The following is a 24,031-nucleotide window of genomic DNA, read 5'->3' on the forward strand; positions in this document are numbered from 1 at the left end:
AATTTTAATAGTACTTACAACTATTACACAGGGGGTATAAAAAAATCCCCTAAATGGGGATTTTTTATTTTCTTAAAAATTTTCTATTCCTGATTTGAGCCACGTTTCATATTCCTCTATATCGGGAGTATAACCTATAGGATCATTAAGATTTTCTTCTTCAAGGTTTATCAGCACATAATAAGGTTGCGCGTTAGCTTTATATCGGGTTATCTGGAAATCGCTCCATTTATTACCTATAGTTTTTATTTTTTTGCCTGTTGTTTCAGAAATGTATTGCTCGCTTTCGGATAATTCTTTCTTATAATCAACATATAATGAAATCAGTACCACATCATTTTTAAGTATAGAAAGTATCCTTTCGTCAGACCATACGTAATCTTCCATTTTACGGCAGTTTACACAGGCATATCCCGTAAAATCGATAAGTACGGGTTTGTTTATTTCTTTTGCATAAGCAAGTCCCTCCTCGTAATCTTCAAAAGCTATAATATTATGAGCCCCAAGTTTTGCCCCGTCGGGTAATTCCTGATCCGATCCCATTGCATTAGCGCCACCAAAACCAAAGGGCGACTCGCTATAGCTTGCCGGTGGCGGAAAACCACTGATAAGTTTTAGCGGTGCTCCCCATAAACCCGGTATGAGATATACTGTGAAAGACAATACAAGCAGACCTAAAAATAGCCTTCCTACAGAGATTGCTTTTAAGGGGCTATCGTGCGGTAATGTAATTTTACCGAAAAGATATAATGCCATAACGCCAAAAACAGCAATCCATATCGCTAAGAAGGTTTCACGCTCCAATATATGCAACTGTAAAACCAAGTCGGCATTAGAAAGGAACTTAAACGCAAATGCTAATTCTAAAAAACCTAAAAATACTTTTACCGTATTAAGCCAACCTCCTGATTTTGGTAATGAGTTAAGCCAACCGGGAAACATCGCAAAAAGCATGAAAGGCAATGCCAGTGCTGACGAAAAACCAAGCATACCTATTATAGGAGCTATACCGCCTTTTGAAGCTGCTTCTACCAATAATGTACCTACAATGGGTCCTGTACAGGAAAAAGACACAATGGCTAAAGCTAATGCCATAAAAAGAATTCCTATAAAACCACCTCTGTCGGCTTGTTTATCTATCTTATTTGCCCATGAATTAGGTAACATAATTTCGAAAGCCCCGAGAAACGAGGCGGCAAAAACAATAAGCAATACAAAGAACGCTAAGTTAAACCATACATTGGTTGAGAGCGCATTAAGAGAGTCTGCTCCAAAAATAGCTGTTACTACCGAACCCAGAATTACATAGATTATAATAATAGATATGCCATAAAAAATAGCGTTTCTGATACCGGCTGCACGATTTTTACTTTGTTTTGTAAAAAAACTTACCGTCATAGGTATCATAGGAAATACACATGGAGTAAGCAATGCTGTAAGACCTCCTGCGAAAGCTAACAAAAATATGGTGAGTAAACCTCTTTTATCTTCCTCTTTTTCAGAAGTGCCTTTGGCACCCTCTCCTTTATCATTATTTGGCGATGCAACCGCAACTTCCTCAAAATTTTGTACCTCTTTTGTGGCTAATGTTTTAAGGTTTATTTCAAACAGTTTATTTTGCTGAATACATACCTCTTTACATGCCTGATATGATAACTCTACCTGTATAATAGTATTCTCCGGATTAGTTACTTTTATAGTCTGCCTTAGCTGTGCCTTCTCATTAAAATAGGTTTCATCAACTCCAAAAACATCATTAAATGATGTGATTGTCTCACTTTCTTCCGCTTTGCCTACTGGCTCATAGTTGCCTTTATCATTATTAAAAAGTACTTCGAGTGGTAAAACACCGCCATCGGCAGTAAACTGAGAATAAACATGCCAATGTTCTTCTATAACGGCATCGAATATAAGTACATATTCGGTATCTGATTTTTTTTCGACTTTAGATGTCCACTTTGCGGGATCTAATATCTGGGCATTTGCTGTTATAAAAGCGAACAGCATAAAAACAAAATATGTGAGTTTTTTCATTGTTATATAACCTCTATTTTTAAAATTTGTGTTGTGTTATCCGTTACTTTAAATCGGTCATCGGCACGCCTGCCGATAATCCATATAATTTTATCTTCAGAACATAAAAACCATGTATCTTCTTTCTCTGATAATGACATTTTTTCGTCTTTAAAAAACTTAGAAAGTTTTTTGGCTTGCCCATCCATTCCGAAAGGACAAAAATAGTCACCTTCTTGCCATTTTCTCACAAATAAAGGAAATTTTATCAATTCATAATTAACAAAAATCTCATTTTTTGTTGATTCTTTATAATATTCAGTTACTTTTTGAAATCTCAATGATACAGGATAATCTATTGCTTCCTGCCCCTCCTCTATTTGATATACTGCTGTATCCTGATTTTTTTCAGGTTCAAGCAATAGCGTTTCCCTGTCTTTCAAAAGCCTGTATCCGTTTGCCAATACCTGTTTGCCCGACTGTGCTGTCAGCAAATCATATATATCATTCCAAGCTGTAAAGCCAAACGGCTGTAACCATTGGTACAAATATGCCTTATAATTAGGTAGCCTTTTTAGCGCATTAATGTCAAAAACTTTTTGCCTCTCTTTCTCGGTTACCACTTGCTTATATACTAATACGGAAGCATCCTCCACCAACGATTTTGCCTGTTGCAGGTAACTCAATGTATCCTGAAAAGAATCAGACAATGAAGGATTCAGCGACCGTAAAACAGGAATTACATCGTGCCTTAGTTTATTACGCAAATATTTATCGGATGCGTTACTGCTATCTTCCCTCCAAACAATGTGATGTTCGTTAGCATAAGCCAAAATTTCCTCTCGCGAAAAAGGCAACAACGGGCGAACTATTTTTTCATTCTGCTCCGGTATTCCCGTGAGTCCATCAATACCTGTGCCACGTATGAAGTTGATAAGAAAAGTCTCAAGATTATCATCAAGATGATGAGCCGTAAGTAAGTAATCGAGATTATTTTCCTCTAATAATTCGTAAAACCACATATACCTCAACTGTCTTGCCGCTACCTGAATAGATAGTTTATTATCATTAGCAAAACCTACTGTATCAAAATGAGTTACAAAAAAATTAATATTGTTGTGCTCAGTGTATTTTTTAATAAATATTTCATCTCCATTACTCTCCTCCCCTCTCAGGTTAAAGTTGCAGTGGGCTATAGTAACATCATAATTTAACACCTTAAAAAGGTGTACCAAAACCATACTGTCTATCCCTCCGCTAACAGCGAGCAGCAGTTTTTTACCCTCCAAAAAAGGTAAGTTTTGTTTAAGATGGTTTTGAAGTTTCGTAAGCATTTTCAAAAGTAAGAAATAATAGAGAATAAAATTGTCAGGCAGCTTACACTTCCAATGCATTTCGCATTGCCTTTGCTTTTAGCAGGCATTCTTCATACTCCTTATCAGGGTGTGATTTTGATGTTATGGCGCTTCCTACAGAAAATGAAACATATTTATTGACAGCATTATACAAAATGCTTCGGATAACCACATTAAAATCGAAATCGCCGTTAGGGGTAAAATAGCCTACTGAACCGCTATATAAACCGCGTTTGGTTTCTTCCAGTTTTTCTATAATTTCCATAGCCGATATTTTTGGCGCACCTGTCATACTCCCCATTGGGAAGCTGGTTTTTATAACATCTACAGGGGTATGTTCTTCTGCTATTTGCGATATAACTGTGGAAATTAAATGATGTACCTGCTTAAACGTATAAGCTGCGCATAACTCTTCTACTTGTACCGAGCCTTTTGCTGCGGTACGTGACAGGTCGTTTCGCACCAAATCGACAATCATGATATTTTCTGAGCGTTCCTTTTCGTTTACAATCAGTTCTTGTTTTATAGCTTCATCTTCCGTAACATCTGCACTTCTGCGTGCTGTGCCTTTTATGGGTTGCGAAATTATCTTCTCTCCTTCTTTCTTTAAATAACGCTCAGGAGATGCAGAGAATAAATACTGCTTATTATTTTTGAGATAGGCAGCAAACGGCGGTTGGGAAATGGCGTTGAGTTTTTCGTAGGTTTCAAGCGGATTGATAATGGTATCTTCGGCATAAAACTCCATACAGAAATTAGCCTCATAGATATCCCCTCTATGGATATGCTCCAGCATTTGTACTACTTTCTCGATATAATTTTCTTTACTGATTCTTTGATTAACAACTACCTGTTGAGCATCATTCGTAATTCGTAATTCGAAATTATTAATTTCATTCAAGTCACTGTCAACCTCATCATCACACATATTCAGGTAGGCAATTTCCAGTTTGTCATCTTTCAACAAAAACAGCTTTTTCGGCTGAAAGAAAAACATATCAGGAAAACCTAATCCATCAAAATTATCAGAATGTAATTTCTCTGTGTCATTTTTAAGATCGTAAGCCAGATAGCCAAAAATCCAGTCTTTTGTTACTTGCTGGTAACTATTAAGGTCTTCAAAAGCATTGTTATAATCGGTTTGTATGGCTGTAAGGGCATCTACAGCAAGTATAGCATCATAATCGTTATACTGCCTGTGGTAGTCATTACTGTCTAAAAACACAACTTCGCGAAACTGCTGTGCCCATTGCAATAACTGCTTTTTAAAATGCTTCGGGTTTTGTAAGGTATTAATTATAGAGGTTCTCACTTTTCAGGTTTAAAGCTATCAAAAATACAACAAATACAGGGTATTAAAAAACCCACTCTTTTAGGAGTGGGTTTATATTATTTAAGAAAAAAAATTACATATGTAATGGTCTGTTATCAGTGGCAGCAAGAGCAGCTTCTTTAACAGCCTCAGCATAGGTTGGGTGCGCGTGGCTCATTCTTGAAATATCCTCTGCAGATGCTTTAAACTCCATAGCTGTTACAGCCTCAGCAATAAGGTCGGCGGTACGAGCACCTATCATGTGTACGCCCAATACTTCATCTGTTTTAGCATCGGCAAGTATTTTTACAAAACCATCAGTATCCATACTGGCACGAGAACGTCCTAATGCTTTGAATGGGAAACTTCCTGATTTGTATTCTACCCCTGCTTCTTTAAGCTGTTCTTCGGTTTTACCCACAGCAGCAACCTCCGGCCATGTATATACTACACCCGGTACAAGGTTATAATCAATATGTGGTTTTTGTCCGGCAATAGTTTCAGCTACAAATACACCTTCTTCTTCGGCTTTGTGTGCCAGCATTGCACCACGCACTACATCGCCTATAGCATATATGTTAGCAATATTAGTTTGTAAATGCTCATTTACTTCTATCTGTCCTTTTTCAGAAATTTTTACTCCTGCTTTATCAGCATCAAGCCCTTCGGTAAACGGACGACGTCCTACTGATACTAAAGCGTAATCGCCATCAAGCGTAATAGTTTCTCCTTTAGCATTTTCAGCTTCTACTTTTACATCATCACCGTTTCTTTCTACCGCTTTCACTTTGTGTGAAGTGTAGAACTTCATACCTTGCTTTTTAAGTACTTTGGTAAGCTCTTTCGATAAAGAAGCATCCATAGTAGGGATAATCCTATCCATATACTCTACTACCGATACTTGTGCACCAAGGCGAAGATATACCTGCCCAAGTTCCAGACCAATAACACCACCACCTATAATAACAAGGTGTTTAGGTACTTCTTTCAATTTTAAAGCTTCGGTAGAAGTTATTATTTTTTCTTTGTCAATTTTTATAAAAGGTAACGTTGATGGTTTAGAACCTGTAGCAATAATGATATTCTTTGCCTCTACCGTTTCAGACGAACCGTCGTTTTTAGTAACTTTTACATGAGTAGCATCTTCAAATGAACCTATACCTTCCAGAACAGTAATTTTGTTCTTGTCCATCAGGTATTTAATACCGCTGACATTTTGGTCAACTACACCTTGCTTACGGGCTATCATTTGCTCAAAGTTCACTTTTATTTCTCCTGCAATATCAATTCCGTGCTCTGCAAAATGCGAAGTAGCATCGTGGTAATGGTGTGATGAATCTAATAATGCTTTTGATGGAATACAGCCTACATTAAGGCAAGTACCGCCAAGTGTCGGATATTTTTCGATGATTGCGGTAGTAAAACCCAACTGCGCGCAACGTATTGCTGCAACATATCCGCCGGGACCGGAACCTATAACGACTACGTCAAATGAACTCATAAGTATAGTTTTTTGTGTATATTTTATTTTTTGTAGAGCAAATTTAGCGAAGTTTTTTTGTTTAGGCTACTTAAAAACAAAAAGTGTTGTAAAAGTTATACCGCTATAACATTGGTATTCTTAACTTCGTTAATTACAAATATACTGTGGGTACTGCCTATGTGTTGTATAGTGGTAAGTTTGGTAACCATAAACTCCCTGTATGCTTCCATGTCATCTACATATATTTTCAGAATATAATCATAATCACCGCTCACATGGTAACATTCCAGTACTTCATCCAGTTTTTTAACCTCCTGCTCAAACTTGGTAAGATACTCTTTAGTATGCTGTACCAACTTGATGTGGCAAAGCACCCCAAAAGCCCGTTGTACTTTTTTATGATCTAATAATGCCACATAATTGCTGATAATACCTTCGCGCTCTAATTTTTTCACACGCTCATAAACCGCGGTAACCGAAAGGTTTAACTTTAAGGATAACTCTTTCGTAGTACGCCTGCTGTCTTTTTGCAACAACATAAGTAGTTTTTTATCGGTAGCATCTAAATTCATTCTGAAAAATTTTCGGGTTTTATAGTACAAACACCTATTCAATAGATTAATAATCTATTATTAAGCAAATTTATAGAATTTTAATCTAAGTAATTGCCTATATATTGATTTATTACTTAGTTTTTATTCTCTTTGATTAATCAAAAACAAAACTACTAACCCAAACTTTTTATATTATGAAATTCAATCCCGCAGATAATATTCAGGACTTACAGTATTTCGGCGAATTTGGTGGTGTAAACCCATCTATTTCCGATTCTTCCACTTATACGTTCCTTTCGGCAAAAACAATGTTCGATACTTTTGAAGGTAATGCCGAAGGTTGTTACCTGTATTCACGTCATTCATCGCCCAGTAACCTATATTTAGGTCAGGCACTTGCCGCTATGGAAGGTACTGAAACCGCTAACGTAGCTGCCTCAGGTATGGGTGCTATTACCCCTGTATTACTGCAACTTTGCGGTGCGGGCGACCATATTGTATCGAGCCGCACTATATATGGCGGTACGTATGCGTTTATGAAAAACTTTTTACCGAAGTTAAACATCAATACCGCATTTGTAGATATTACAAAACTTGATGTGGTAGAGGCTGCAATTACTCCCAATACGAGAGTATTGTACTGCGAAACCGTTAGTAACCCATTACTTGAAGTTGCTGATATAGAAGGATTATCTAAAATAGCTAAAAAACACAACCTGAAACTGGTAGTTGATAACACATTCTCTCCCCTGTCTGTAGCTCCTGCCAAAATGGGCGCTGATATAGTAATACACAGCCTTACCAAGTTTATAAATGGTAGTAGTGACACTGTAGGCGGTGTAGTGTGCGGTACTCAGGAATTTATTGATTCGCTTCGTAATGTGAATGATGGTGCGAGTATGCTGTTGGGTTCTACAATGGACAGCCTGCGTGCTGCCAGCATCCTGAAAAACCTGCGTACACTGCACATCAGGATAAAACAACACAGCCATAACGCCATGTACCTTGCAGAACGTTTTGAAAAAGACGGGCTTAAAACGGTATATCCGGGATTGGCAAGTCACCCAAGCCATGAGCTGTATAAAGGTGTAATTAACCCGGAATATGGTTTTGGCGGTATGCTTACTATTGATGTAGGCACACTGGATAAGGCTAACGAGTTGATGGAACTTATGCAACATAAAAACTTAGGTTACCTTGCGGTAAGCCTTGGTTTTTATAAAACATTATTCAGCGCGCCGGGGTCATCTACATCCAGCGAAATTCCTGAAGACGAACAAAAAGAAATGGGGCTTACCGATGGGCTTATCCGTTTTTCTATAGGTCTTGATAATGATATTGAACGTACCTACAACATGATGAAAGCTTGTATGGCAGAGCTTGGGATTCTTTCTGCATAAAAAATAAAAGTATTACTATAAAAAATCCGTTTCGTTAATGAAACGGATTTTTTTGTAACTATTTCATACATATTATTACTAATAACACAAATTACATTTCGGCGTATTACACAGTTTTCGTTAAATTCGCTTTTCTAATCGAACAACAAACAAATTAAAATGAGAAAATTATTATTTCTGTTTCTATTAACAGGTATTGCGGCAACGGCGCAACGCAACCTTACTATACAGGAAGCTACTTATGGGCAATATCAGGCATTTGCTGTTAAAGGTCTTACATCTCCACAATGGCAGCCTGAAACTAATACCGTTACTTGCCTTAACGATTCGTATTCGGCACTCTTGGCTCGTAGCGAAAGTAACAACTGGAGTGAAAACACTTTACTTACTAAAGAGGATATACTAACAGCATTAAAAAATAAATTCCCTCAGGAACAATTTACAATGCAGATTTTCCCGTACAGTTATACTTGGAAAGACAAAAGCACACTTTCTTTTGAAACTGAAGTAGAAGATACCAATTACTTAGTACTTTTTAATGTTGACAAAAAAGAAGTAACCCGTGCAATCGCTATAAACGCTAAAGCTGCACAACAAGTACTTTCTCCCAATAACAATTATGCAGCTTCTTTAAATGATAATAATATAGTTATCACTTCTGCCAGCGGTATAAATACTGTTGTTACTAATGATGCCGTAGGTATTGTAAACGGTAGCGACTATACCCACCGTCAGGAATTTGGTATTGACAGAGGTATGTGGTGGAGCCCTAAAAGCGATAAACTACTATACTATCGTAAAGACGAAACTATGGTAGGTAACTATCCATTAGTAGATTTCAGACAGCGTACTGCATTGGAAAAAGATATAAAATATCCTATGGCAGGATTAAAAAGCGAAGAAGTAACACTTGTAGTATATGATGTTGCATCTGCTAAAAAAGTTACTTTAAAAACAGATGGACCTAAAGAGCAGTTCCTTACCACTATAACATGGTCTCCTGATGGAAAGTCAATTTTTGTAGGCGTTTTAAACAGAGAACAAAACGATTTAAAGTTAAACAAGTATGATGCTGCTACAGGTAGTTTTATAAAGACTCTGTTTGAAGAAAAAGCTCCTACGTATGTAGAGCCTTTACACCCGCTTACTTTTGTTCCCGGCAAAAACGATGAGTTTTTATACCGTACCGAAAAAGATGGATATGAACAACTATATTTATACAATACTGATGGTAAACTACTAAAAAACTTAGGGTATAAAGACGTAGTTGTGACTGAATTATTAGAATTTGATGCTAAAGCTAAAAATGTATATTATATAGGTACAGCCAATAATGGTCTGGACAGGCAATTATATCAGGTAAACCTCAAATCAGGTAAAACAACCGAAGTTACTACTACATCAGGCACACATAGTATTATTATGAATAGTGATGCTACGTATGCGCTTGACAGCTTTAGCAATACTACTACTCCTAATGATGTAAGTATCATTAACCTGAAAAATAATAAAACTACTACCCTGTTTAAAGCTGATAACCCTTATACAGGAAAAACGGTTTTACCAAAAATGGAGCTGGTTACCATAACGGCTGCCGATGGAAAAACACCGCTAAACGGAAGGCTGATTTATCCTGCCGATTTTGATGCTTCTAAAAAATATCCTGTAATGGTGTATGTGTATGGAGGTCCTCACGCACAACTTGTTACTAATGAGTGGCTGGGCGGAGCTTCGTTATTTGATTACTATATGGCACAAAAAGGGTATGTAGTATTTACTGTAGATAACAGAGGCAGCGATGCCCGCGGACGTGATTTTGAACACGTAATACACCGCCAGTTAGGACAAAATGAAATGGCTGACCAAATGAAAGGTGTTGAGTTTCTTAAATCGAAACCTTTTGTAAATCAGGATAAAATTGGGGTATATGGCTGGAGCTTTGGCGGTTTTATGACAACTTCATTAATGACAAGCTATCCTGAAACCTTTAAAGTAGGTGTTGCCGGCGGTTCGGTTATCGACTGGAAGTTTTATGAGGTTATGTATGGCGAGCGCTATATGGATATGCCACAGGAAAACCCGGAAGGTTATGCTAAAACAAGTCTTCTTGACAAAGCTAAAAACCTACAAGGAAGATTGCTCATGATACACGGTGCTCAGGATAACGTGGTAGTACAACAACATAGTATGGAGTTTATACAGGCTTGTATTGAGGCGGGCAAACAAATAGATTACTTTCTGTACCCTACGCATGAGCATAATGTGCGTGGTAAAGATCGTTTTCATTTAAACCAGAAAATAGCGGATTATTTTGACACGTATCTGAAAAAAGATTAATTATAATATATAACGGAGGCTTAGACCTCCGTTTATTATTTATAGTACAATATGAAACGTAAATTTTTTCTAACATTACTATTCTTCTTTGCGATAAGCGCATTTGCACAAGACACCATCAGCTATACCTGCCGTTTAAAACTTAAAAAGCAAAACTATCTGTTTTATACCTCTATAGAACTTTACCCGGACAGTACATTTACATGGAGAAGTGAATATGACCTGACATTTGAAACATACGGCACTTATAAGATAAGTAAGGACAGTTTACTACTAAAAGAATATTTTTCGATGTCGAAACCACGAACAATGTCGGTTCGTGATAGTATTAAATACGTCAAACCGCAGTATAATATTATTAAATACCACATAAAAGATAATAATCTGTATATAATAAACGAAAAAGGAAAAAAGGTTAACCGTATAAAAGACAAATCGTTAACTAATAAATGGTCTCTTTTTCGTCATAAATTCAGATATGAGTTCAATAAAAATAGCTAATACTGTAAAAATACCCATTGTTAGGTATTTCATAACTAATATTTAAAAAATAAATTTGTCAAACAATGGTCGATTAGTACAAACCAACTAATCTCTTTTTTAGGATTTAACAAACTTCTGTCAAAAGTTAGGGGTGATTTTTTGACAGAGTTACAGGGGCTTTAACAGCCCCTGTTTTTTTTATTTAAAAAATAATACATTTTATATAAATGTATTAAAATAAAATGTATATTTGCACTATGTATAATAAAGAACTCACTAAAGGAACATTGCAGCCCATAATTTTAAAACTCATTAGCGAGAGTGATAAAATGTATGGTTATGAGATTACCCAAAAAGTAAAAGAACTCACTAAAGGAAAAATTGATATTTCCGAAGGTGCACTTTATCCCATACTTCATAAAATGGAGGCGGATAAAATACTTGATACAGAAAAAGTATATATAGGCAAAAGGGTTCGTAAATACTATAAAATTACCGAGTCGGGCAAAAAAGTAGTTAAAGAAATAACAGATGAGTTAAACGACTTTATAACTACTCTTTCTTTAATTTTTAATGATAAAAAAACAGTATATGAACTTAACTGATGAACAAATAAAATATATAGATACAAATCTTGACTTTTACGGGGTTAAGTCAACAGAACTAAAAGAAGATTTACTCGACCATATTTGTACTTATATAGAAAGCAATGAATTTCCTGATTTTAATACAGCTTATAAAGCTGCTATACATGAATTTGGAGGACATTATGCTATGAATAGCATACAAAAAGAAACCCATGCTATGACAACTATGAAAAAAAGCCTGCGACTACAAATGCTTGTATATATAGTAGGATATATTGCAGCTACTTTAATTAGTACAGGATTTATTTTTAAGATGATGCACTGGCCGGGAGCAGGTATCCTTTTAGCATCAGGATTTTTAGTACTAATTGTAATATTTTTCCCTGTATTCTTTTACACTCGATATAAAACATTCGAAAAAAAGTTATCTGAATAATCATTAATTAAAATCAATCATATCATGAAACGAACAGTTTATTTATTAGGATTTATTACCTTATTTATACTAAGTACAGGTATACTATTTAAAATTATGCATTGGCCTATGGCAAGTATGTTAATAGTGACAGGCTTTATCTTGCTAAACTTCGGGTATCTACCTGTTTATTTTTATCAAAAGTATAAAACGGTCTCTTAGACTTTAAACAAAAATTCGAGTTAGTTAAAAACAAAAGGAGGGACAATATCCCTCCTTTTTTATTTTACTTCTTTTACTCCTTTGATGAATAGCCACTTCATCAATATTTTTTCTTGTCCCTGATACTTTATAGCCTGAAACTTTGGGGCTAATATAGTAGCTACCACAAAAGCAGTAAGCGGAATAAACAACCCTGTAAGTCCTGTAAACTGAGGAATTGTAAAATATAAAAGTAAAAATATAGGTGCAAAGCCTAAAAAATTGTAAAGTATTGCTTTTGCTTTTTTGTTCATAATTATACACTTATATTGTTTTGCTATGCTATAGCCTTAATTTTTTTTATGGATTAAAACTGCTGAAATTTGGCTTTTTTACTGCCCTCATACATTTCATACTTTACCAGTCTGGCTTCCAGCTTGCCGTTAAACAGCTTTATTTTTCGAGAAGGGCGTAACCCCACATATTTTAATGCTTCAAGATTAGCCGTTATAAACCAGGCATTAGTACCGGGATACCCCTGCTTTAGCGTATCACCTATCTCACGATAAAAACGCTCCATATCTACATCCAGTCTTTCACCATAAGGTGGGTTAAACACTATATGCAGTGGTCCTTGTGTATCCTTTTCTGTTTCAAAAAAGTTTTCGCGGGCAATGGTAACATAATCATCCAAATTGGCATTTTTTATATTATCTTTTGCCTTCTCCACCGCCGAGGGGGCTTTGTCATATCCTTTTATGGTATAATGAAATTCACGCGTTTTTTTCATTAACGAGTCAACTATAGCATCAAAAAGATCATTATCCCAATCATTCCATTTTTCAAAAGCAAACTCCTTACGGTTTATATTAGGCGGTATATTACAAGCTATCATAGCTGCCTCGGCAAGTATAGTACCGCTGCCACACATCGGGTCAAGAAAATCGCCTTGCCCATCCCAACCGCTAAGCAACAACATACCCGCAGCAAGCACCTCATTAATAGGGGCTATATTAGTAGCTGTACGATACCCCCTTTGATGCAGCGAGTTCCCCGAGGTATCAAGTGCTACAGAGCACTGGTCGTCATGGATATGTATATTAATACGTAAATCGGGGAAATCTTTATCAATATCAGGTCGTTTGCCAAATTTATCTCTAAACTGATCCACAATGGCATCTTTAGTTTTTAAAGCCACAAACTGCGAATGATTAAAATGGTCGGAATGTAAAGTAACATCTACCACAAACGATTGGTTTTCATTTATATATTTCGACCAATCTATGCCTTGTATCCCTTTGTACAGGCTGCTTTCATTATAAGCCCTGAAAAAATATATGGGTTTCAATATTTTTAAAGCGGTACGCAACGCAAGGTTGGCTTTATACATAAAGCCTTTATCTCCTTTAAAGCTCACCATACGTACCCCCTGCTCTACATCCTGAGCACCCAGGTCTTTTAATTCTTTTGCCAGTATTTCTTCAAAACCGAATAAGGTTTTGGCTATCATTTTAAAATTTTCCATTCTGTCTTAGTATCTGTGCAAAAATAAGGTAAATAATTAGCATTTATCCCATAAAGCCCATTATTGGCTTTAGAGTACCTTATAAAACATATATTTTCCGCTTACAAACTTGCATATATCAATCTTATTGATTATTTTAAATTGTATAGTAATTTTCTATACTTGTATAGATAAATGTGATAAATATCATTTATATATAGCCCGTGTAATAATTACTTTTGTCATGTTAAAAATTAATAACCCATAAAAATTATACATATGTCATTAGTAGGAAAAAAATTCCCAAACATTGCTGTAGATGCTATCTCTGAAATGGGAGATAACCTTTCAATCAACATTTTTGAAGAAGCTGTAAACAAAAACAAAAAAGTATTACTATTTTGGTATCCTAAAGATTTTACTTTTGTTTGCCCTACCGAGCTACACGCTTTCCAGGAAGCTTTAGGCGAGTTTGAGAAAAGAAATACAATAGTAATCGGTGCATCTTGTGATACTAACGAAGTACACTTTGCATGGCTTAACACTGCTAAAGATAACGGTGGTATAGAAGGGGTTACTTACCCAATACTTGCAGATACTAACAGAAACTTAGCCAACATACTTGGCATTCTTGATATAGAATCTTCTGAGTACAACGAGGAAACGGACTCTGTTATCCTGCAAGGTTCTAACGTTACGTATCGTGCTACCTATCTTGTAGATGAAACCGGTAAAATATTCCACGAAAGTGTAAACGATATGCCGCTTGGCAGAAACGTAAACGAATACCTGCGCCTTATAGATGCCTACACTCACGTACAAGTGAAAGGTGAAGTTTGCCCTGCAAACTGGGAAGAAGGTAAAGAAGCAATGACTGCCGACAGAAAAGGCGTTGCCTCTTACCTTAGCAATAACTAATTAACTTAAAAACAAAACCATGTTACAGGAACTTGATAAAGATAATCTTGCAGAAATTGTTGCCGGTAACGATGTTGTAGTAGTGCAATACTCTGCCGGATGGTGCGGTAACTGCCGAATAATGAAGCCAAAGTTTAAAAAAATGGCAGGAGAGCATGAGAATGTAACATTTGTTATAGCTGATGCTGAAAATTTTCCGGAATCGAGAAAACTGGCTAAGGTAGATAACCTTCCCACTTTTGCTACTTTTAAAAACGGGAGCCTGGTAAATCAGGTACAAACCAATAAACTTGATATATTAACCAATTTAATCAATGAAGTTACCAGTAATTAAACACTTAACCGAGTTTATCGAGCAAAATGACCAGGACTATGTAATAGAAACCCTGGAAGTGCTCGAAGCCCTTACCGAAGTACCTTCGTTAAAAGATGAGGAACTGGATGTTGTTGGAGAATTAATATCTAACATGTATGGTGCTCTCGAAGTTAACAAGATGATTAAAGGTGGTATGAGCAAAAAGGAAGCGCTGAATAGTTTTATGATGCGCGTACTTGGAGCAATAGACAAAAATTAGATTTTTTATAATTGGGTAAAAAGGTGCTTTCGGTAAAACGGGAGCGCCTTTTTTGTTTAACTTATTTTACCTTTGCAATACACTAAATTTAATATACAATGACTCACACATATACCGTAACAGGAATGACCTGCGAAGGCTGTTCCGCTAAAGTAGAGAGCCTGCTGCAACAAGTACTCCACGTTACTAATGTAACAATAGACCTTGAAAATGCCGAAGCAAGCGTAACAATGGATAAACACATCCCTACATCTGAATTGCAGGAGGCTCTTAAGGACTATCCTAAATATGAGCTGCACGAAAAAGAACAACAGCACCATACGCCCGTTAAAAATATTTTTGGAGAACAGCCCGAAGTGCAAAAAAGCTGGATTGAAACCTACAAACCCATCCTGATAATAGCTGCCTATGTAACCGTAATATCAACCATATCCGCATTTTTTGGTAAGCATTTTATCTGGATGACATTTATGAGAACATTTATGGCGGGTTTCTTCCTTACGTTTTCCTTCTTTAAAATGCTCGATTTAAAGGGTTTTGCCGAAAGCTATGCCATGTATGATGTTATTGCCATGAAGTTTAAAAGCTGGGGCTACATCTATGCGTTTATAGAGTTAGGATTAGGTATTGCGTTTGCTGTAAATTTTGAACCTGTTTTTACCAATGCCTTTACAGCCATAATAATGTCTGTAAGCCTTATTGGTGTATTACAAAGCGTGTTGAATAAAAAGAAAATACGATGTGCCTGCCTTGGTGCGGTATTTAACCTGCCCATGAGTACTGTTACTATTATAGAAGACGGGCTTATGATAGTGATGAGTGTGGCTATGCTGATAGCCTATTTATAAGCATTTGAATTTAAAAAACAGTTACAACCGTTTCTTTACCTTAATATATTAAAATTACTACTATAATTTGTTACTTTTGTTTACTTAAAAATATAGAAAATGGCAGATATAACTTTAGGAGGAAATCCGGTAAAAACATCGGGTAGCTTACCTCAAACCGGTACAAAGGCACCGAATTTCAACCTTATAAAAGGTGATCTTAGTAATGTATCGCTTGCCGATTTTGAAGGCAGTAAACTGGTACTTAATATATTCCCCAGTATAGATACAGGAACTTGTGCAGCATCAGTAAGAAAATTCAACGAAAAAGCATCAGGATTAGAAAATACAAAAGTACTATGCATATCGCGCGACCTGCCTTTTGCCCAAAACCGTTTTTGCGGTGCCGAAGGATTGGAAAATGTAATTACGCTTTCTGATTTCAGGGATGGAAGTTTTGGCGAAAATTATGGTCTGACCATTACTACAGGACCGCTGGAAGGACTACACTCCAGAGTCGTAATAGTTGTAAATGAAGAAGGTAACGTTATATATACACAACAAGTTGCAGAAATAAAAGACGAGCCCGACTATGAGAGTGCGCTCGCGGTTTTATAATATGTAATTAATGAAAGACAACAGGTTTGTAAAAGGCAGATTAAAAAGTGTGGTATATGCTTTTCACGGAGCATATAAGTTGGTTATTACTGAGCATAGTATTATGATACAGTTTACAATAGGAATATTAGTAACCATAGCCGGCTTTTTTTTCAAAATCTCTGCTACAGAGTGGCTTATCCAAACCTTAGCCATAGGCTTAGTACTGGGAATAGAAGGGGTAAACACAGCTATCGAAAAAATTGCTGATTTTATTCATCCGCAGTACCACGAAAAAATTGGTTTTATAAAAGATATTGCTGCGGGTGCCGTTTTTTTTGCGGCACTCACAGCGTTATGTATAGGGATAATGATTTATTACCCTAAGGTTTTACTGCTTTTTCAACTAAATTGATATTTTTACATTTAAAGACAGTTCCCTAAATGGCAAAAAAGAAAAAAGATACTTCTAAAAAAGAGGCTGAACCGATTAGTGATAAGAAAAAATGGGCATTATCTCGCAGAAACAAAGTATTGGTGGGTGTGTTGTCCTTTTTGTTTGCCGTAGCCCTGCTCCTTTCCTTTGTATCTTATTTTCTGTATGGTGAGTATGACCAAAGCGAACTTACTGCTTTTGCCAACCGAAGCGAAACGGTAAATAACTGGCTGGGCAAATTTGGTGCTTACCTTGCCGATTTATTTTTATATCATGGTTTTGGTGTAGCATCATTTATCATAGTACGATTTTTTTTCCTGCTGGGTGCCTATCTTGTTTTGGACTTACCTACCGGAAAGCTCAAAAAAACACTTTTTTGGGATTTATTCCTTGTTATCATAATATCAGTACTTTTTGGTTTCTTTAATGAATACCTGCCGGAACTTGGCGGTGTTATCGGTTTTGAAGTAAACCTTTTCATGCAGGACTATCTTGGCAAGACAGGTACTATGCTGGTGCTTATTTTCGGGCTGTTTGTATTCCTGTTGTTAAGAGTAAAAATTTCGCCCGATGTAATAAAATCACTTTTTGAAAGAAAACAACGCGAAGTACAGGAAACTGCCGAAAATGATGCTATAACACCCAATAACATCACGACGCCAACGCCTGAAAATGCCATAGCGGATTATGAGCCTGCGATAACGACAGATATTGATGAAAGCGAAGAAGACGAACTGGAAAAGATGGAACTTACCGTAAGACCCTCGCAGTTTGAAATAAATAAAGAAAACTTAAAGCCTACCATATCCCATTCTTCAGAAATTAATTTGAATACCAAGCAAAAAGAGCCTGAAATTGAAATTGAGTCGGAAGAACCCGTTACCGAAAGTTTTGTAATCGAAAAATCTGCCGAAGAAGAGGTTGTAGAAGAAAACCTTGCTGACAGGTTGGTTAAAGATTTTGGGGAGTTCGACCCTACCCTCGACCTTTCTAATTATCAATTTCCATCGATAGAATTATTAAAAGACTACTCATCGGGGGGGATAACTATCAACCAAGAGGAGCTGGAGGAAAACAAAAACCGCATTGTAGAAACCCTGCGCAACTATAAAATTGATATTGCACAAATAAAAGCTACAGTAGGTCCTACCGTAACACTATATGAAATAGTACCCGAGGCAGGTATCAGGATATCAAAAATCAAAAATCTGGAAGATGATATAGCCTTGTCACTATCTGCATTAGGCATCCGTATCATTGCGCCTATTCCCGGCAAAGGAACAATTGGTATAGAAGTACCTAACAAGAAACCTACAATGGTTTCGATGAAAAGCGTTATAGCCTCGCCAAAATTCCAGAATGCCGAAATGGAATTACCCATTGCCTTAGGTAAAACCATTTCTAATGAAACTTTTGTGGTTGACCTTGCCAAAATGCCTCACTTGCTAATGGCAGGTGCTACAGGACAAGGTAAATCGGTAGGATTGAATGCCGTACTTACATCGTTACTGTATAAAAAACACCCTGCCGAAGTTAAGTTTGTATTGGTTGACCCAAAAAAGGTAGAGCTTACGCTGTTTAATAAAATAGAACGACATTATTTGGCAAAATTGCCTGACGACAGCGATGCAATTATAACAGATAATACAAAGGTAATAAACACCTTAAATTCGCTTTGTATCGAGATGGATAACCGCTACAACCTGCTCAAGGATGCAATGGTGCGAAATATTAAAGAGTATAATGATAAATTCAGACAACGAAAATTAAACCCTGAAAACGGGCATCGTTTCCTTCCCTATATTGTATTGGTAGTCGATGAGTTTGCCGACCTTATCATGACAGCAGGAAAAGAAGTAGAAACCCCGATAGCGAGGCTTGCACAGCTTGCACGGGCTATAGGCATACACCTTATTATTGCTACACAACGCCCATCGGTTAACGTTATTACGGGTATTATTAAAGCCAACTTCCCTGCAAGGATAGCCTTTAGGGTAACTTCTAAAATTGACTCGAGAACTATATTGGACAATCAGGGTGCCGACCAGCTTATTGGTCGCGGAGATTTGCTATATACACAAGGTAATGATATAACAAGGGTACAATGTGCTTTTGTAGATACACCGGAAGTAGAAAAAATAACAGAGTTTATCGGTTCGCAAAAAGCTTATCCTAATGCTTATTTCCTTCCTGAATATGTTGGCGAAGAAAATGGCACTAATCTTGATATTGATATCTCCGAGAGAGATTCGATGTTTAGGGAGGCTGCCGAAGTTATTGTTATTGCACAACAGGGTTCGGCTTCTTTACTGCAACGTAAGCTTAAATTGGGTTACAACCGTGCGGGCAGGCTCATAGACCAGTTGGAAGCAGCAGGTATAGTAGGTCCGTTTGAAGGCAGTAAGGCAAGAAGTGTGCTTATTCCTGACATGGCATCTCTTGAATTATTTTTTAAAAATGAAGAAAATGATTTTTAATATGCAAAAGAGTGTAAAGTTTATAGCAATTATTATACTCACATTTTGTTTTTCCGCTAATGCACAGGATTCGTTAAAAGCTAAAAACCTGCTCGATCAAGTTTCTCTAAAAATAAGAAGCTACGATAATATTGTGCTCGATTTTAAATATACAGTTGTTAATCCTCAGCAAAATATAAATCAGGAAAGCAAAGGCAATGTAGCCCTTAAAGGCGACTTGTATGTGCTTAATATTATGGGTATAACCCGAATATATGACGGCAGTAAAGTATATAACATTGTACCCGAAGATGAAGAGATTTCCATTTCTACCTTTGATGACCAAAATACGGATGAGTTAACGCCTGCAAAGATGTTTACTTTTTTTAATGTAGGTTATAAATATATATGGGACATTACCCAAAACATAAAAGGCAGAAAAATACAGTATATAAAGCTAAAACCACTTGACCGGAATAATAACAGTAAAGAAGTGCTTATAGGTATTGACCTGCAAACAAAACATATATACAACCTGATGAAAATAGACAAGGATGGTACTAAAACTACGTTTACCATAAATTCTTTTAAAACGAACCAGCCATTGTCAAAAAATCATTTTACCTTTACAGAGAGTAAATATCCTAATTACTACATCAATAGATTAGACTAATTTTCCGGTGAAAATATTAGACCGTTACATCCTTACTTCGTTTCTTAAAACATTTGCAACTGTATTTGTTATCCTGTTCTTTATTTTTATTTTACAGGGTATATGGCTATTTATATCAGAACTGGCAGGTAAAGACCTCGATGCATGGCTTGTTGTAAAATTCCTGCTTTTTTACTCCCCCACTATTGTACCGTTAGTACTTCCGCTATCTATACTACTGGCATCCATAATGACCTTTGGTAATTTTGCCGAAAATTATGAGTTTGCTGCCATGAAATCTTCGGGCATATCGTTAAAAAGAGCAATGCGTTCGCTCATGGTATTTATTTTCGGTTTAAGCATTGTGGCATTTTTCTTTGCTAACAATGTTATACCCAACGCCCAGTATGAATTTATTAACCTCCGTAAAAGCATTGCAAAACGAAAACCAGCTATGGCTATTGTGGAAGGACAGTTTAATGCCATCGGATCATTTAACATTAAAGTAGATAAAAAATCAGGTGAGGACGGAGAAAAGCTAAAAGGCGTTACAATACACAAACGATTGCCAAACTCGGCAAACGCCACTGTTATACGCTCTAAAACAGGATTACTGCACAGCAATGAAAACGACAACCTGCTGCAACTGGAGCTTTTTGACGGTTATTATTATGAAGAAATTAATGCTAAAAAGCCTTCGGAACGGAATAAATTACCTTTTGCAAAAAGTAGTTTTAAAAAGCAGGTAATGAATATCGATTTAACCAAACTTAATACTGATGAAGGTGATAACGGTCAGGGAGTGCATACCAACAATATGCTGAATTTGACAGAGCTTAATTATACGCTGGACTCCCTGCAATCTAATTATAAAAAAGAAAAGAAAAGCATTACCGACAATATAACAAATCGGGTAAACATGAATCTTACAGAATTGCCCGCTATAACCGCCGTTTTGGATAAAAAAAATTCTGATACGCTGGATACAACATCAGTAATAGACAGCATTCCTGAAAATATACTGTCTCTCTTTGAGAAAGAAGACGATAAAAAGCGAGTACTGGAAATTGCTTCAAATAACCTGAACAGTGCCCAATTTATAATCAAGTCAGGACAAAACGAAGTAAAAGAGAAAATTAAAAACATCAACGGGCACTGGCATGCACTTTATGAAAAATTTGTAATAGCGTTTGCCTGTATTCTTATGTTTTTCATCGGTGCACCATTGGGAGCTATTATACGAAAAGGAGGACTCGGACTACCCATTGTTTTTGCAGTACTTATATTTATTATATTTCACTTTATAAATACCTTTGGTAAAAAATTAGCTCAGGAAGACGGAATACCACCATTTTTAGGAGCATGGATGTCATCTTTCGTACTGAGTCCGCTTGCAGTATTGCTAACCTATAGGGCAACCAATGATATCGGATTAATTAATATGGATAACATATTATCTCCGTTGCAAAAATGGATTCAAAAAATATTTAAATTAAAACCTAAAGAAGAGGAATAATGCCAGCTACAGAACAAAATATAAAACTCAACACTATAGAAGAAGCCATTGAAGACATCAGGAACGGAAAGGTAATTATTGTTGTAGATGATGAAGATCGCGAAAATGAAGGCGATTTTCTTGCTGCTGCCGAGAAAGTAACCCCGGAGATGATAAACTTTATGGCAACACACGGTAAAGGACTTATATGTACACCCCTTACCGAAAAAAGATGTAAAGAACTGGAACTTCATGCAATGGTAACTAATAATACCGATGCTATGGAAACAGCCTTTACAGTATCGGTCGATTTGAGAGGCAAAGGTGTTACCACAGGTATATCGGCACAGGACAGAGCCAAAACCGTAGAAGCATTGGTAGATTCAAACACTAAACCCTACGAACTGGGTCGTCCCGGGCATATATTTCCGCTGATAGCTAAAGAAGGCGGTGTACTGCGCCGAACAGGGCATACAGAAGCTGCTATAGACTTTGCAAGGCTTGCCGGATTTAAACCTGCGGGAGTTATTTGCGAAATAATGAACGATAACGGCACTATGGCACGCTTGCCTGAACTGTATGAAGTAGCCCAAAAATTTAATCTTAAACTCGTTTCTATAGAAGATCTTGTTGCTTACAGAATGCAACACGACAGCCTGATACACAAAGAAGAAGACTTTGAGATTATTACTCGTTTTGGTAAGTTTCGCCTGAGAGCGTATGTACAAACTACCAACAAACAAGTACATATAGCACTTACTAAAGGCAGTTGGAATACAGGAGAGCCGGTACTTACCCGTATTAACTCCAGCCAAGTAAATAATGATATATTGGGCACGCTTACTAAAGATGCCGACAGTAAACTGGAAAGTATATTTAAACGAATAAATAAAGAAGAAAAAGCTGCCGTAGTTTTCATCAATCAGGAAATACGTTCTTCTGAAATGTTAACGCGTCTTAAAGAATTGAAAGAGTTGCAGGCAAAAGGTATTAACGAAGCCCCGCAGATTAAAATGGATGTAAAAGATTTTGGTATCGGGGCGCAAATACTACATGATATTGATGTATCAAAAATAAGATTACTAACCAACTCAGGGCAAACAAAACGTGTAGGAATGATAGGTTACGGACTTGAAATAACCGAATACGTAGAATTTTAAAAATTTATTTTTTCATTAAATTACAGTTAATGAAACATTTAAAAACCCTGAAAAAGTAATTTCATAATTTTTAAAAAAATCTATTTGGAAAACTGTAAAAGGTTAGTATATTTGCAACCGCAATAAGCAAATGATTGCATACATACTGGAGGAATGGCAGAGTGGTCGATTGCGGCAGTCTTGAAAACTGTTGACTGTAACAGGTCCGGGGGTTCGAATCCCTCTTCCTCCGCAAAAAGCCCCGTAATCGATTGATTACGGGGCTTTATTTTTTACTATAAATGTGATTTATACTCTTCATAGTCTTTTTGATAAATTAAAAAAGTGCATCAGCAATGCCTTAATTAAAAAAACCGTCTAAAAATTACATTTTAGACGGTTTCATTATGTTTATAACCTAAGTTATTAATCCTTTATAATCTTTATTATCTTATCTCCATTAATGGTGTTTACCCTTACAAAGTAAGTACCCGACTGAAGATGGGACATATTGATTTTACCTTCTGCTGCATTGATTTCTTCAGATAATACAGACTGACCCAGCAGATTAAATACAGAAACTGTTTTTATATCTGATGTGTAGGTAAAGTTTAGTACATGGTTTACAGGATTAGGGTAGTAACTGAAACTTGAAGTATCAAATGTATCTGTACCTAAAATTCCGTTTACGGTTATAGCTAAGGCTCCACTCATACATTCATCTGTGGTTTGTACCACATAATAAGTAGTACCACTTACAAGCTCTGTAGTAGAAGGAAGCTCTATGGTCAGTTCTTCGTCTTCATACCATACAAGATTATCTCCGGTTACCTCAAGTGTATCAAGGGTTGCACCTGTTTCCAATTCAAAGCTCTGTTCACTATCGCCTTCAGGAATAGCCAGTCCTTCGTTGGTTACTGTTACCGCTACTCTTACACTTTCGCAGTCGCCTACGGTCTGACCTGCATAATAGGTACCGGTGGCTAAAGCTGTATTATCTGCCAATGGTGCACCGCCTGTTTCATCGGCATACCATAAAGCATTTTCGATATCGGCTTCCAGTTCGGCTACGGTAGTGTTGCCACAGAAGGATTGTGCTGCTGCTACAGGGGTGGCAGGAAGTGCATTTACGGTCACTGCTACGGCTACTCTTGCGCTTTCGCAGTCACCTACGGTTTGACCTGCATAATAGGTACCGGTGGCTAAAGCTGTATCATCTGCCAATGGTGCACCGCCTGTTTCATCGGCATACCATAAAGCATTTTCGATATCGGCTTCCAGTTCGGCTACGG

At 36.7% G+C, this 24,031-nt stretch carries 23 protein-coding genes and 1 tRNA gene; 16 read left to right on the forward strand and 8 right to left on the reverse strand.

The genetic code is table 11. From position 1 onward, the window contains the following. Nucleotides 1-72: 72 nt before the first annotated feature. From E0W68_RS08500 to E0W68_RS08520, 5 genes are all read right to left on the reverse strand, one after another. Nucleotides 73-2,034, reverse strand: coding sequence for a protein-disulfide reductase DsbD family protein (locus E0W68_RS08500; protein WP_135218997.1), 1,962 nt, complete (start codon nucleotides 2,032-2,034; stop codon nucleotides 73-75). 2 nt (nucleotides 2,035-2,036) lie between these two features. Next, nucleotides 2,037-3,347, reverse strand: coding sequence for a tRNA lysidine(34) synthetase TilS (gene tilS / locus E0W68_RS08505; RefSeq protein WP_135218998.1), 1,311 nt, complete (start codon nucleotides 3,345-3,347; stop codon nucleotides 2,037-2,039). Between the two features lie 43 nt (nucleotides 3,348-3,390). After that, nucleotides 3,391-4,680 (reverse strand): anthranilate synthase component I family protein, encoded by a 1,290-nt coding sequence (locus E0W68_RS08510; protein ID WP_135218999.1) that lies wholly within the window; start codon nucleotides 4,678-4,680, stop codon nucleotides 3,391-3,393. Nucleotides 4,681-4,774: 94 nt separating this feature from the next. Then, complete coding sequence (gene lpdA, locus E0W68_RS08515; RefSeq protein WP_135219000.1) at nucleotides 4,775-6,181, reverse strand: dihydrolipoyl dehydrogenase; 1,407 nt, start codon at nucleotides 6,179-6,181, stop codon at nucleotides 4,775-4,777. A gap of 95 nt (nucleotides 6,182-6,276) precedes the next feature. Beyond that, nucleotides 6,277-6,735 carry an Lrp/AsnC family transcriptional regulator gene (locus E0W68_RS08520; RefSeq protein ID WP_135219001.1) on the reverse strand — a complete coding sequence of 153 codons (459 nt, stop codon included), beginning with the start codon at nucleotides 6,733-6,735 and terminating at the stop codon, nucleotides 6,277-6,279. Nucleotides 6,736-6,911: 176 nt separating this feature from the next. Here E0W68_RS08520 and E0W68_RS08525 point away from each other — a divergent pair, with 176 nt between their 5' ends. The 5 genes from E0W68_RS08525 to E0W68_RS13965 all read left to right on the forward strand — a co-directional run bounded on the left by E0W68_RS08525 (nucleotide 6,912) and on the right by E0W68_RS13965 (nucleotide 11,960). Continuing rightward, entirely contained in the window at nucleotides 6,912-8,117 is a 1,206-nt protein-coding gene (locus tag E0W68_RS08525; protein ID WP_135219002.1) for an aminotransferase class I/II-fold pyridoxal phosphate-dependent enzyme, read from the forward strand. A gap of 159 nt (nucleotides 8,118-8,276) precedes the next feature. Continuing rightward, nucleotides 8,277-10,454 (forward strand): S9 family peptidase, encoded by a 2,178-nt coding sequence (locus tag E0W68_RS08530; protein ID WP_135219003.1) that lies wholly within the window; start codon nucleotides 8,277-8,279, stop codon nucleotides 10,452-10,454. Between the two features lie 51 nt (nucleotides 10,455-10,505). Beyond that, a complete protein-coding gene (locus E0W68_RS08535) occupies nucleotides 10,506-10,955 on the forward strand; it encodes a hypothetical protein (RefSeq protein ID WP_135219004.1) in 450 nt (149 codons plus the stop codon). Nucleotides 10,956-11,194: 239 nt separating this feature from the next. Next, nucleotides 11,195-11,542, forward strand: coding sequence for a PadR family transcriptional regulator (locus tag E0W68_RS08540; protein ID WP_135219005.1), 348 nt, complete (start codon nucleotides 11,195-11,197; stop codon nucleotides 11,540-11,542). Then, nucleotides 11,529-11,960, forward strand: coding sequence for a GldL-related protein (locus E0W68_RS13965; RefSeq protein ID WP_225990294.1), 432 nt, complete (start codon nucleotides 11,529-11,531; stop codon nucleotides 11,958-11,960). The genes E0W68_RS08540 and E0W68_RS13965 overlap by 14 nt, the downstream gene beginning before the upstream one ends. A gap of 260 nt (nucleotides 11,961-12,220) precedes the next feature. Here the strand turns inward: E0W68_RS13965 and E0W68_RS08550 are convergent, their stop codons facing one another. Both E0W68_RS08550 and E0W68_RS08555 read right to left on the reverse strand, forming a co-directional pair. After that, complete coding sequence (locus E0W68_RS08550) at nucleotides 12,221-12,454, reverse strand: hypothetical protein (protein ID WP_135219006.1); 234 nt, start codon at nucleotides 12,452-12,454, stop codon at nucleotides 12,221-12,223. 53 nt (nucleotides 12,455-12,507) lie between these two features. After that, the gene (locus tag E0W68_RS08555; protein ID WP_135219007.1) at nucleotides 12,508-13,665 is read right to left on the reverse strand and encodes a THUMP domain-containing class I SAM-dependent RNA methyltransferase; all 1,158 of its coding nucleotides are present in this window, start codon (nucleotides 13,663-13,665) and stop codon (nucleotides 12,508-12,510) included. 258 nt (nucleotides 13,666-13,923) lie between these two features. Here E0W68_RS08555 and E0W68_RS08560 point away from each other — a divergent pair, with 258 nt between their 5' ends. The 11 genes from E0W68_RS08560 to E0W68_RS08610 all read left to right on the forward strand — a co-directional run bounded on the left by E0W68_RS08560 (nucleotide 13,924) and on the right by E0W68_RS08610 (nucleotide 22,992). Continuing rightward, a complete protein-coding gene (locus E0W68_RS08560) occupies nucleotides 13,924-14,562 on the forward strand; it encodes a peroxiredoxin (protein ID WP_135219008.1) in 639 nt (212 codons plus the stop codon). 19 nt (nucleotides 14,563-14,581) lie between these two features. Next, nucleotides 14,582-14,896, forward strand: a complete 315-nt coding sequence (locus E0W68_RS08565) for a thioredoxin family protein (RefSeq protein WP_135219009.1) — start codon at nucleotides 14,582-14,584, stop codon at nucleotides 14,894-14,896. Next, nucleotides 14,877-15,137 carry a DUF6952 family protein gene (locus tag E0W68_RS08570; RefSeq protein WP_135219010.1) on the forward strand — a complete coding sequence of 87 codons (261 nt, stop codon included), beginning with the start codon at nucleotides 14,877-14,879 and terminating at the stop codon, nucleotides 15,135-15,137. Before E0W68_RS08565 ends, E0W68_RS08570 begins: the two co-directional genes overlap by 20 nt. A 98-nt stretch (nucleotides 15,138-15,235) precedes the next feature. Then, on the forward strand, nucleotides 15,236-15,985 hold the full coding sequence (locus E0W68_RS08575) for a heavy-metal-associated domain-containing protein (protein ID WP_135219011.1): 750 nt from the start codon (nucleotides 15,236-15,238) through the stop codon (nucleotides 15,983-15,985). Nucleotides 15,986-16,084: 99 nt separating this feature from the next. Continuing rightward, a complete protein-coding gene (gene tpx / locus E0W68_RS08580) occupies nucleotides 16,085-16,582 on the forward strand; it encodes a thiol peroxidase (RefSeq protein WP_135219012.1) in 498 nt (165 codons plus the stop codon). A gap of 10 nt (nucleotides 16,583-16,592) precedes the next feature. Continuing rightward, a complete protein-coding gene (locus tag E0W68_RS08585; RefSeq protein ID WP_135219013.1) occupies nucleotides 16,593-16,976 on the forward strand; it encodes a diacylglycerol kinase family protein in 384 nt (127 codons plus the stop codon). 29 nt (nucleotides 16,977-17,005) lie between these two features. Continuing rightward, nucleotides 17,006-19,474, forward strand: a complete 2,469-nt coding sequence (locus tag E0W68_RS08590) for a DNA translocase FtsK (protein WP_135219014.1) — start codon at nucleotides 17,006-17,008, stop codon at nucleotides 19,472-19,474. A 1-nt stretch (nucleotide 19,475) separates the two neighbouring features. After that, nucleotides 19,476-20,126, forward strand: coding sequence for a LolA family protein (locus tag E0W68_RS08595; RefSeq protein ID WP_225990295.1), 651 nt, complete (start codon nucleotides 19,476-19,478; stop codon nucleotides 20,124-20,126). 7 nt (nucleotides 20,127-20,133) lie between these two features. Beyond that, entirely contained in the window at nucleotides 20,134-21,621 is a 1,488-nt protein-coding gene (locus E0W68_RS08600) for an LptF/LptG family permease (protein ID WP_135219016.1), read from the forward strand. Continuing rightward, nucleotides 21,621-22,760 carry a 3,4-dihydroxy-2-butanone-4-phosphate synthase gene (ribB, locus tag E0W68_RS08605; RefSeq protein ID WP_135219017.1) on the forward strand — a complete coding sequence of 380 codons (1,140 nt, stop codon included), beginning with the start codon at nucleotides 21,621-21,623 and terminating at the stop codon, nucleotides 22,758-22,760. The genes E0W68_RS08600 and ribB overlap by 1 nt, the downstream gene beginning before the upstream one ends. A gap of 147 nt (nucleotides 22,761-22,907) precedes the next feature. Then, nucleotides 22,908-22,992, forward strand: a tRNA-Ser gene (locus E0W68_RS08610). A gap of 173 nt (nucleotides 22,993-23,165) precedes the next feature. Here E0W68_RS08610 and E0W68_RS08615 read toward each other — a convergent pair. Then, nucleotides 23,166-24,031, reverse strand: an 866-nt coding sequence (locus tag E0W68_RS08615) for an Ig-like domain-containing protein (protein WP_135219018.1), incomplete at its 5' end; no start/stop codon positions are given.

The organism is Flavobacterium salilacus subsp. salilacus (genome assembly GCF_004634195.1).
Taxonomy (GTDB): Bacteria; Bacteroidota; Bacteroidia; order Flavobacteriales; family Flavobacteriaceae; genus Flavobacterium; species Flavobacterium salilacus.

What these genes read in the sequence shown, in the direction of transcription:
- E0W68_RS08500 (WP_135218997.1), bottom strand. Translation starts at nt 2,034, where the DNA reads ATGAAAAAACTCACATATTTTGTTTTTATGCTGTTCGCTTTTATAACA.
- tilS (WP_135218998.1), bottom strand. Translation starts at nt 3,347, where the DNA reads ATGCTTACGAAACTTCAAAACCATCTTAAACAAAACTTACCTTTTTTG.
- lpdA (WP_135219000.1), bottom strand. Translation starts at nt 6,181, where the DNA reads ATGAGTTCATTTGACGTAGTCGTTATAGGTTCCGGTCCCGGCGGATAT.
- E0W68_RS08520 (WP_135219001.1), bottom strand. Translation starts at nt 6,735, where the DNA reads ATGAATTTAGATGCTACCGATAAAAAACTACTTATGTTGTTGCAAAAA.
- E0W68_RS08525 (WP_135219002.1), top strand. Translation starts at nt 6,912, where the DNA reads ATGAAATTCAATCCCGCAGATAATATTCAGGACTTACAGTATTTCGGC.
- E0W68_RS08530 (WP_135219003.1), top strand. Translation starts at nt 8,277, where the DNA reads ATGAGAAAATTATTATTTCTGTTTCTATTAACAGGTATTGCGGCAACG.
- E0W68_RS08535 (WP_135219004.1), top strand. Translation starts at nt 10,506, where the DNA reads ATGAAACGTAAATTTTTTCTAACATTACTATTCTTCTTTGCGATAAGC.
- E0W68_RS08540 (WP_135219005.1), top strand. Translation starts at nt 11,195, where the DNA reads ATGTATAATAAAGAACTCACTAAAGGAACATTGCAGCCCATAATTTTA.
- E0W68_RS13965 (WP_225990294.1), top strand. Translation starts at nt 11,529, where the DNA reads ATGAACTTAACTGATGAACAAATAAAATATATAGATACAAATCTTGAC.
- E0W68_RS08550 (WP_135219006.1), bottom strand. Translation starts at nt 12,454, where the DNA reads ATGAACAAAAAAGCAAAAGCAATACTTTACAATTTTTTAGGCTTTGCA.
- E0W68_RS08555 (WP_135219007.1), bottom strand. Translation starts at nt 13,665, where the DNA reads ATGGAAAATTTTAAAATGATAGCCAAAACCTTATTCGGTTTTGAAGAA.
- E0W68_RS08560 (WP_135219008.1), top strand. Translation starts at nt 13,924, where the DNA reads ATGTCATTAGTAGGAAAAAAATTCCCAAACATTGCTGTAGATGCTATC.
- E0W68_RS08565 (WP_135219009.1), top strand. Translation starts at nt 14,582, where the DNA reads ATGTTACAGGAACTTGATAAAGATAATCTTGCAGAAATTGTTGCCGGT.
- E0W68_RS08570 (WP_135219010.1), top strand. Translation starts at nt 14,877, where the DNA reads ATGAAGTTACCAGTAATTAAACACTTAACCGAGTTTATCGAGCAAAAT.
- E0W68_RS08575 (WP_135219011.1), top strand. Translation starts at nt 15,236, where the DNA reads ATGACTCACACATATACCGTAACAGGAATGACCTGCGAAGGCTGTTCC.
- tpx (WP_135219012.1), top strand. Translation starts at nt 16,085, where the DNA reads ATGGCAGATATAACTTTAGGAGGAAATCCGGTAAAAACATCGGGTAGC.
- E0W68_RS08585 (WP_135219013.1), top strand. Translation starts at nt 16,593, where the DNA reads ATGAAAGACAACAGGTTTGTAAAAGGCAGATTAAAAAGTGTGGTATAT.
- E0W68_RS08590 (WP_135219014.1), top strand. Translation starts at nt 17,006, where the DNA reads ATGGCAAAAAAGAAAAAAGATACTTCTAAAAAAGAGGCTGAACCGATT.
- E0W68_RS08595 (WP_225990295.1), top strand. Translation starts at nt 19,476, where the DNA reads ATGCAAAAGAGTGTAAAGTTTATAGCAATTATTATACTCACATTTTGT.
- ribB (WP_135219017.1), top strand. Translation starts at nt 21,621, where the DNA reads ATGCCAGCTACAGAACAAAATATAAAACTCAACACTATAGAAGAAGCC.